The following is an 8,592-nucleotide window of genomic DNA, read 5'->3' on the forward strand; positions in this document are numbered from 1 at the left end:
TGCGCCGGTACATCATTACGTCTGGGAGTGGGCCCTACGGGATTCGAACCTGTGACCTCTCGCGTGTGAGGCGAGCGCTCTAACCGCTGAGCTAAGAGCCCGGAATGTAGCCATCACGGGAGTCGGACCTGCCGCAGGCACGTCTGGTCCCATTTGGAAGCACCACAAACCCCGATGCAATCGTGCAAGTTTCGCTATCGATGGAAAAGAACGTGCTGTACGGCAGTCGTACCATGTGAGTGGTTGGCGCCTACGACAATAGCCACGTTTGTGTAAGAATTGTGTTGCGAACGTTAGGGTGTGTTGACAATCCGCCGAATGTCAACACCCCTTAGGGTGTACCGATTTCCGAGAGGCTGCTGCCTGGTTCGACGGTAGGGCCGGTAACGGGGCGGGAGACCTCCAGCGTTTCCAGAAAGAGGGCTGGTGGGACAAGTGGGTAGACACGCGGGACGTAGCTGAGGGAGGCGAAAGAGGGCGAGGCGGCTCGGGCGCTCAGGGGAGAGGCGAAGAAGCTGGCGCGGAGCGACGGTCGATACGGGCGTTGGGAATACGTGGCGGCGGAGGGGGGGAGCCGGATCGCGCGTTCGGGTGGTTGGGTTTGTGGTAGATTTCCTATCAGGATGACGAGGGCGACAAGAGCGGATACTGTGGCTACTTTGCCGAGCCGAGAGGTGAGGAAGGCAGCGCCTTGTAGGGGGGTGCCATGAGACTCACGCGCCAGCCGTTCGTGGAGGCGAGGTTGAAGACTGCGGGGCGCCTGATGGCGGCATCCGTACAGACAAAGGAGGTTTTTTGCCTGGAGCAGACACTGGACGTGCTGCGCCAGTGCGGGATTCACCCGCATGTAGTCTTCGAGAGCGTGACGAGCGGCCATGTCGATCGTGCCGTCGACATACTCACATAGCCACTCGTCCAGGTCCGAAAAGTCCTCGTTTTCCGAGTCGTGGTATCCGTCTGTCATAACAAGACGCACTTACTGAAACGTACGTGGTGTACATCCAGGAAGGCAAAGTCGCCCAGACGACCCGGACCGGCCCTCCCGAGTCCTGGAAATTCCAGGTCTCGGGAGGCATCGGGTATCAGTTCGTCTCGTGCGGCACGTACACGTCCTTCAGGAGGGTTTGGAGCTTGGTGCGGCCGCGGTTGATTCGGCTCTTAACCGTCCCCATTGGCAACCCGGTAATCTCCGCAATCTCCTCATACGCCAGTTGTTGGACGTCGCGCAACACGACCACCTCACGAAACTCTTCCGGTATCTGACGAAGAGCCTCCTGAATATGGCGATCCTGTATGGTACTCTCCGTATGCTTGTCCGGGGAGAATGTTTCGTCCGGGATTTCGACCTCGTACTCTTCTTCATCCCGGTTTACGGACTGGAGTGAGTACAGCCGGCGCCGCTTACGCTTCCGGTATTCCGAGCGCGCCAGGTTGCCGGCGATCGTGTACAGCCATGTCGAATATTTCGCGATGCGGCGATACGAATGGCGGTTGCGATAGACACGCAGGAACGTCTCCTGAAGCAGGTCCTCACACTCCTTCATGTCTCCGAGGAATCGATATATATAGTTCGTAAGCGGGTCTTTGTACCGGCTCACGAGGATATCAAACGCTTCGACGGTGCCGGCCTGGAAGTACGACATCAGATCTTCATCGCTCATGGAAGAGAGCGATTCGAAATGCCGATTGGCCTGAGGCTTACGCTGAACGACGTCCTTTATTTTCTTCGACGGTGTCGGTGTCATATGCGTTCTATCGGTCGGTGACGGTCAGCATGGCATATGCCAACCTGTCAGTCCGTGTGTCTATCTTGTAGCTATATCGTTACAACCCGTACACGTAGCGGGTTTTGGTGTCATGCTCAGCCAGGCGTGCCGGCCAGACGGCGCATGAGCAGGGAGAGTACAAGCCCCTCTTCTCGGCCCGAGCCCCCCTTTAATTCATAATCTGCGGCGAGTAAAGATGCAAATGCGTTTTCCACAGACATTCTGTTGAAACGTCGGATCGTTTGCTGGTACTCCTTAATAAAGTAAGGAGAAACTCCGACACGCGCTGCAATTTCTTTGTCGGAAACACCGCGCCCTTGCATACCGTGAAGTTTCCATAATTTTGTGAAGTAAGAGGTTAGCACTGATACAATCATCAGAGCCTCTCCCCGTCTATTTGATGCCTGGCGCAACAACCGTTCCGACGTCCGTAGTGCGTCAGAATAGCGGTACTCGCCGATGGCGCGTTGTAATTCGAATACATTAAACTCACGCGTTTGTCCACTCGCGCGAACAACGTCATCGCCCGTGATGACGGAGCGGTCGCCTATGTAGGTAATGAGTTTATCGATTTCGCCAACAGCGGCCTGTAGGTTGACTCCGACATAGTCTGTAAGCATCTGGACGGCTTCAGGCGTGATTGTATATCCCAGGCCATGGACACGTTTTTGAAGCCAGCCGCCCATCTGGTTGTCATATAGCGGCTTGATCTCCGCCCATTCGGCGTGGCTCTTCAAGCCGCGGTAGGGGTGTGCGGAGAGATTCGGCTTCTTCCCGCAGAGCAGGAGCACGATGGCTGTCGGATTGGGATGCTCCGCATAGGTCGCGAAACGCTGGTTGTCCCGCATTTGATCGAATTCCCGCACGATCACGACGCGACGCTGCGCCATGACCGGGTAGGTGGAGCAAAGCGCCAGCACCGCCGGGGCATCGGATTCGTTTCCATAAACGATGTCCAGGTTGAACGCGCGTTCGTGCTCCTCCAGCCCGTTGGCAATCAGCAGGCGTTGCAACTCGTCCATCAGGAACCGCTCATCGCCGTACAGAAAGTAGAGCGGCTTGAAGTTGCGGTGTCGGAAGGCCGTTTCCAGCTGTTCGAACGTTAGACCACCACCTGCCATGGATATTCCTGGATTGGATGGGAGGGCGAAGCACAGTCGTAATACCCCCGATGGGCCGGCCACACCCAGTGTACGATCGGGCCGTGCGGTGAAAGGCATGCCGGGACGGACAAGATACGACGCCGGGGCGACCCGTGTGCCGGCTGGCCTCGGAGTGTTAACGTCTCGGGGGATAGGAATCGTATGCCGCGGCTACCTTCGCCGGGCTAACGCGTGGACTTGGCCTTGAAGTGGATCGTAAAAGGGACGCCTTCGAGCGGGAATGCTTTGCGCAGTTGATGCTCCAGGAAGCGGCGGTACGACTCCTGCACGCCCTGTGGGTAGTTGCAGAAAAAGCTGAAGACGGGTGGGCGCTCGTGTACCTGGGTGACGTATTTGATCTTGATCGCCCGGTTGCGGTAGAGCGGGGGCGGCGTCCGGCCGATCGCATCGAGCATGGCCTCGTTGAGCTTACTCGTCGGGATGCGTGTGCTGCGGCGTTCCGCGACGTCGAGCGCCGTGTCCAGCAATTTGTGCACCCTCTGTTTAGTCACGGCTGATACCGTAACCACGGGCACGTACGTGAGGGTTTTGAGCCGGTCGTGCATGTCTGCGGTGAAATCGCGGGCCGTGTTGGTTTCTTTTTCGATGAGATCCCACTTATTGACCGCGACCACGAGCCCTTTTTTCATCTCTTCGGCCTGCTTGAGGACCCGGACGTCCTGGGACTCGATGCCCTGTGTCGCGTCGATGAGGAGTACAGCCACATCACATTCCTGGATCGCGCGTTCAGTCCGCAACTGGGCGTAATACTCCACGTTTTCGACGATGCGGGCTCGTTTCCTCAGGCCGGCTGTGTCGACGAGTATGATCTCGCGGCCGTGGTATTTAAACGTGGCGTCGATGGCGTCGCGCGTGGTGCCGCTGATCTCGGTTACGATCGAACGGTTCTGGTCCAACAACGTGTTTGTGAGCGACGACTTACCCACATTGGGCCGGCCGATCAGCGCGATGCGCGGCCGCTCGTCGGCGACGTCGCGCACGACAGGAGGCGGCAGGCGCTGGACGACGATATCCAGTAACTCGCCCGTGCCCGACCCATTCAACGCGCTGATAGCCACGATTTCTTCAAAGCCGAGTTCATAAAATTCGCTCGTCCCCCAGCGCCGCTCCGCATTGTCGGCTTTGTTGGCCACGACGATCACGGGCGTCTTCGATCGGCGTAGCATCTGCGCCAGTTCCTGGTCCAGCCCCGTAATCCCGGTCATGACATCCACGACGAATAGGACGAGATCCGCCTCTTCGGTGGCGATCTCAACTTGTTCGCGGATCGCTTTTTCGAATCGATCCTCGGAGTGGGCGACATAGCCGCCGGTGTCGGTAACCGCGAAGGCCACGCCGTTCCACACGGACTCCCCGTAAATCCGGTCCCGCGTGACGCCCGGTTCGTCGTGAACGATCGATTGACGTGTTTCGATGAGCCGATTAAAAAAGGTAGACTTGCCCACGTTGGGGCGTCCTACAATAGCGACTAAGGGCATTGGATTGGGCGTTCGGACGTACGTCGGAGGGGTGGTGGCGCTAGAGCCGCTGTTTGCGTTCGAGGTAGAGCGCGCGGAACAGCATATAGGTGGTTTCGGCCGTTTCGGTGGTGAACCAGTAGTTGATGCCCGCGCCGACGGCGGCGCCGGCAATCGGTATGGCCTGAGCGATTTTTCGCCCAAGGATATTCTTCGCAATCTCGCGCGGCAGGTGGCGGTTCTGATCCCGGAATGTGCCTGTAACCCGGCCTTTGTACTCCAGGTTGTTGGCGATGGCCGCCGCGGCGACGCTGATCTCGCGCATGGCCTCGTGTTTCGCGCGGGGCTCGTTGCTTGAGGCCACGTTAAAGATCGATAGGACGAGGGGTTCGTACGACGGGCCGCGCAAAAGGAATCCGTAGGCCGCGCCGATCTGCTGGATCAACCGAAGATTGATGCCAAACAGCAGGGGGATGTCCGCGGCTATAAACACCGCGCCGCCGAGTCCGGTACCGCCGCCTTCTACCGCGGCGAGCAGGGCGTTCTGATTGAAGAAGCTCCGGGCGATGGCATCGAGGGTTTCCAGGGGCTGATCGCGGAGGTCCGCCACATCGTCCACCTCCAACCCGCGCCGGCGCGCTTCCGCGAGGATGTCGTTGGTGTCGATCGTCCATTCCGAGGCGTTGTTGAGCATCGTGATGAACTGCTCGACGGCGCCGCTGGCCTGATCGATGAGGTCCGCCGGGACTACACGCTCCACTACCCAGTCCATGGGCTGCATGGCCCAGTTGAGCGCTTTGACGAGGAAGGAGGCATCCCCGTGTTGCCACGTCTCCAACTCGCGTTGGACGTCTTTTTCGTAAGCCGAGAGCCGCATAGGAGTCCGTTCGTGCGCTGTCGGCACGGCACGCGTATGGATTAGCCGATCAATTCGTACTTCTTCAGTAATCGGTACATGGTGGCCCGTCCGATGCCAAGTTCTACGGCCGCCTTGTCGACATTGCCATCACAAATGCGGTAGGCGCGTTCGACAGCCTGCTGTTTCAGTTCTTCGAGCGGCACGATGTCCGTCCCGTTGTGGCCGAGCGTGACGCCGGCCACCTGTTCGATTTCCACCTCTATACCGTTCTCGGACTCGTGATGTTGCGCCTTCGGCCGCGGTCGGCTTTCAGCAACGGCAGTCGAAGAGGGCTGGGCTCCGGCGGATCGGTCCGCCCAGGCCGAGATCATCGTCCGCTCGTGGAGCATCAAATCTTCGACGGAAATCTCGGCGCTGTCGGAAATCAGGATGGCCCGCTCGATCGCGCTCTTGAGTTCGCGGACGTTGCCGGGCCAGGCATAATTGAGGATCACCTTACGCGCTTCGGTCGACAGCTTTTTGCCCTTGAATTCGGGGTGCGCGTTGAGGTAGGTGCTGAGGAACGTGTGCGCGAGCAGCAGAATGTCCTGGCCGCGGTCGCGCAACGGCGGGAGTTGGATGGGGAACTGACAGAGGCGGTAGTAGAGATCTTCTCGAAAATCGCCCTTTCGGATCATCGGGATGAGGTCCCGGTTCGTCGCCGAGATGACGCGTGCGTCGAACCGAATCGTATCGTTCCCGCCCACGCGGGTAATCTCGAAGTTCTGGAGCGCCCGCAGAAGTTTGGCCTGGAGATCCAGGTTCAACTCGCCGATTTCGTCGAGGAAGATCGTCCCACCATCGGCCTGTTCGAACTTCCCGATCTTGCGTGCGTGTGCGCCCGTGAACGACCCTTTTTCGTGGCCGAAGAACTCGCTCTCCATCAGCTCGCGCGGAATGGCGGCGCAGTTCACCACCACGAAGGGACCGTTCTTACGGACGGAGTTGTAGTGGATCGCCTTGGCGACCAGTTCTTTTCCGGTGCCGCTTTCGCCCTGGATGGCGACAGTGAGGTCGCCCCGGAGGGTCTTGTGGATGAGCCTATACGAGGCCTGCATGGCCGCGCTTTCGCCGATCAACCCCTCGATGCTGTACTGGGCCGACACTTCCTCACGCAGATTTTCTAACTCCTGCGACATCGAGACGCGGTCCAGCGCATTCTTGGCAACGATGGAAAGCTTATTGAGGTCGTCCCTTCCCTTCGTAATATAGTCGTACGCGCCGGCCTTCATCGCTTCTACCGCCGTATCTACAACACCCTGGGCGGACATCATGATCACGGGGAGATCCGGATACCGCTTTTTGATCGTCTTGAGGGTCTCAATCCCCCCGATGCCCGGCATCATGATATCCAGGACGATTACGTGGGGCTGCTCATCCAGCTGCTCCAGCATCTCGTTGCCGCTTGCAAAAACCGTGACCTCGTACGCTGGATTTTTATCCAGGTGGTAGCTGATCATGCGGGCATAGTGGTGGTCGTCGTCGACAACAAAAATCCTGGATCGCATGGCACTCTAAACGGTATCGTGGGGGGAAACGCGAAATGGCCGCCGGCAACAAACAACCGGAGCGGCCTCTATACGTGGGGATATCTACTACTCAGGGGATCTGCACGGCCGACGACCGGGGATGGAGATGCGGCTACCGTGCGGAAGGGGGCCGGAGGACAACCGATCTGGCTACAACATACGTATCGAAAGCGGCATCACGTATCGTCTTAAAGCGCAAATGCCCTTTTTTGTTGCCTCACCGCAAACGACGCCCACGGCCGATCACGTGATCAGCCACAGACCCAGGGCCCCGACCACAAAACAGTAGTAGGCAAAGTAGCGCAGATTACCCCGGCGGACGAATTCGATGGCTACCTTGATCGCGAGAATGCCCGATGCATAGGCAACGATGGCGCCGATGCCGAAGTTCGTCCAGGAGATCTCGATGCCGGTTTGAAGGACCTCCATGCCCTTGATCAGCGTGGCGCCAATCACGACGGGCAGAAGCATGAGGAAAGAAAAGTCCGCCGCGCGCTGGGGCGTCACGTTCTGGTAGAGCGCGGCGCAGATGGTAGAGCCGGAACGCGAGATGCCCGGCAGCATCGCGACCGACTGGGCGACGCCGATCAGCAGGGCCTTGATGGGGGTGATGGGGCCCGAGGGGTTTTTGCGGAGCTGGGTCAACAGGAGCAGCGTGCCCGTGACGAGGAGCATGGCGCAGGTGAAGCGCGGATCGGAAAAACGGGCCTCCAGGAAGTCTTTGAATAGGATGTACGTTATGCCCGTCGGGATCATCGTCAGGAGGATGAAACAGGCCGTTCGGAACGTTTCGTTGGTATGGTACTGCCGGGGCAGTTGGGCCGGTTTGCCCAGCGCGCGCAGGGTTTCGGTGAGGATCTCGAGGATGCGGTGCCGGTACACGGTGAGGATGCTCATGGCCGTCCCAAAATGCACAAATACATCAAATGTGACGTTATGCGACCCCTTGGGCGATAGGCCAAGCAGGTGTTGCGCCAGCACGAGATGGCCCGATGAGGAAACGGGTAAGAATTCAGTGAGGCCCTGTATGAGCCCGAGTAACACCGCTTCCCACCAATGCATAGGATTTAGTATCAGGTTTGAAGTGTAAGGTTCAAGGAGATGTTGCCATTGTTCAAGACTCGTTGATGCGGTAGACGGCTGCGGATCTTTTAGATGTATTCGCCGGCCGTGCGCATTTCTTTACACCGGCAGCGCCGGTGATACGATCAGGACCTCTTCTCGTTCGACGAGCACGGCGCCCGGGGCGGCGCCGCGGGGTTTACGGACGTACTTCCGCTCGACGACGATGACGGGCACCAGATTGCTGCCGCGGGCTTTGCTGAAATACGCGGCGATGCCGGCGGCGCGCTCGAGCAGCGGACGCGGCGTCGGAGTCGTTCTACCGGGTCTGCGGAGCACGACATGGGAGCCGGCGACGCCCCTGGCATGCATCCAGAGGTCGAATTTTCTGGCGTGTTGAAACGTGAGCGCATCGTTCTGTTGCGCATTTTTCCCGACCCACACCTCGTATCCCTGCCCGAGGTCGAACCGCCGGAACGGCAGGCGTTCTATGGATCTAGCGCCGGCGGACATAAACGGCGCGAGGGCATCCGCCTCGTCGCTCATGAACTTCTGTACGTCGGCGGCGGTGGTGAGGGGCCGGAGGCGTTCGAGCAATCGTTCCGCCTCTGAAGTCTGGCGTTCGGCGTCGTCGAGCCGGGTTTCGGCGTGGGCGCGGGCATCGCGGGTGGCGCGCGCTTTTTCGTAATAGGCGCGGGCGTTTTCGAGGAGGGAACG

The 8,592-nt window shown here is 59.1% G+C and carries 8 protein-coding genes and 1 tRNA gene; all 9 read right to left on the reverse strand.

Going from position 1 to position 8,592, the window contains the following annotated elements; genetic code table 11:
* Positions 1 to 28: 28 nt before the first annotated feature.
* A tRNA-Val gene (locus tag SH809_08175) sits at positions 29 to 101 on the reverse strand.
* 230 nt (positions 102 to 331) lie between these two features.
* Positions 332 to 964, reverse strand: coding sequence for a hypothetical protein (locus SH809_08180; GenBank protein ID MDZ4699665.1), 633 nt, complete (start codon positions 962 to 964; stop codon positions 332 to 334).
* Between the two features lie 118 nt (positions 965 to 1,082).
* The gene (locus SH809_08185) at positions 1,083 to 1,661 is read right to left on the reverse strand and encodes a sigma-70 family RNA polymerase sigma factor (GenBank protein ID MDZ4699666.1); all 579 of its coding nucleotides are present in this window, start codon (positions 1,659 to 1,661) and stop codon (positions 1,083 to 1,085) included.
* A gap of 200 nt (positions 1,662 to 1,861) precedes the next feature.
* Positions 1,862 to 2,887: a DNA polymerase III subunit delta gene (gene holA / locus SH809_08190; GenBank protein ID MDZ4699667.1), complete on the reverse strand. Its 1,026-nt coding sequence runs from the start codon at positions 2,885 to 2,887 to the stop codon at positions 1,862 to 1,864.
* Positions 2,888 to 3,093: 206 nt separating this feature from the next.
* Complete coding sequence (gene der / locus SH809_08195; protein MDZ4699668.1) at positions 3,094 to 4,407, reverse strand: ribosome biogenesis GTPase Der; 1,314 nt, start codon at positions 4,405 to 4,407, stop codon at positions 3,094 to 3,096.
* A 40-nt stretch (positions 4,408 to 4,447) separates the two neighbouring features.
* On the reverse strand, positions 4,448 to 5,263 hold the full coding sequence (locus SH809_08200; protein MDZ4699669.1) for an EcsC family protein: 816 nt from the start codon (positions 5,261 to 5,263) through the stop codon (positions 4,448 to 4,450).
* Positions 5,264 to 5,304: 41 nt separating this feature from the next.
* On the reverse strand, positions 5,305 to 6,792 hold the full coding sequence (locus tag SH809_08205) for a sigma-54 dependent transcriptional regulator (GenBank protein MDZ4699670.1): 1,488 nt from the start codon (positions 6,790 to 6,792) through the stop codon (positions 5,305 to 5,307).
* A gap of 264 nt (positions 6,793 to 7,056) precedes the next feature.
* The gene (locus SH809_08210; protein ID MDZ4699671.1) at positions 7,057 to 7,875 is read right to left on the reverse strand and encodes an undecaprenyl-diphosphate phosphatase; all 819 of its coding nucleotides are present in this window, start codon (positions 7,873 to 7,875) and stop codon (positions 7,057 to 7,059) included.
* Positions 7,876 to 7,995: 120 nt separating this feature from the next.
* Positions 7,996 to 8,592, reverse strand: a 597-nt coding sequence (locus tag SH809_08215) for an NFACT RNA binding domain-containing protein (protein MDZ4699672.1), incomplete at its 5' end; no start/stop codon positions are given.

It is taken from the genome of Rhodothermales bacterium, assembly GCA_034439735.1.
In the GTDB taxonomy this organism is placed as follows: Bacteria; Bacteroidota; Rhodothermia; order Rhodothermales; family JAHQVL01; genus JAWKNW01.

Excerpts from the sequence above, each read along its gene's own strand:
- SH809_08210 (MDZ4699671.1), bottom strand. The coding sequence starts at position 7,875 with ATGCATTGGTGGGAAGCGGTGTTACTCGGGCTCATACAGGGCCTCACT.
- SH809_08200 (MDZ4699669.1), bottom strand. The coding sequence starts at position 5,263 with ATGCGGCTCTCGGCTTACGAAAAAGACGTCCAACGCGAGTTGGAGACG.
- SH809_08205 (MDZ4699670.1), bottom strand. The coding sequence starts at position 6,792 with ATGCGATCCAGGATTTTTGTTGTCGACGACGACCACCACTATGCCCGC.
- holA (MDZ4699667.1), bottom strand. The coding sequence starts at position 2,887 with ATGGCAGGTGGTGGTCTAACGTTCGAACAGCTGGAAACGGCCTTCCGA.
- SH809_08180 (MDZ4699665.1), bottom strand. The coding sequence starts at position 964 with ATGACAGACGGATACCACGACTCGGAAAACGAGGACTTTTCGGACCTG.
- der (MDZ4699668.1), bottom strand. The coding sequence starts at position 4,407 with ATGCCCTTAGTCGCTATTGTAGGACGCCCCAACGTGGGCAAGTCTACC.
- SH809_08185 (MDZ4699666.1), bottom strand. The coding sequence starts at position 1,661 with ATGAGCGATGAAGATCTGATGTCGTACTTCCAGGCCGGCACCGTCGAA.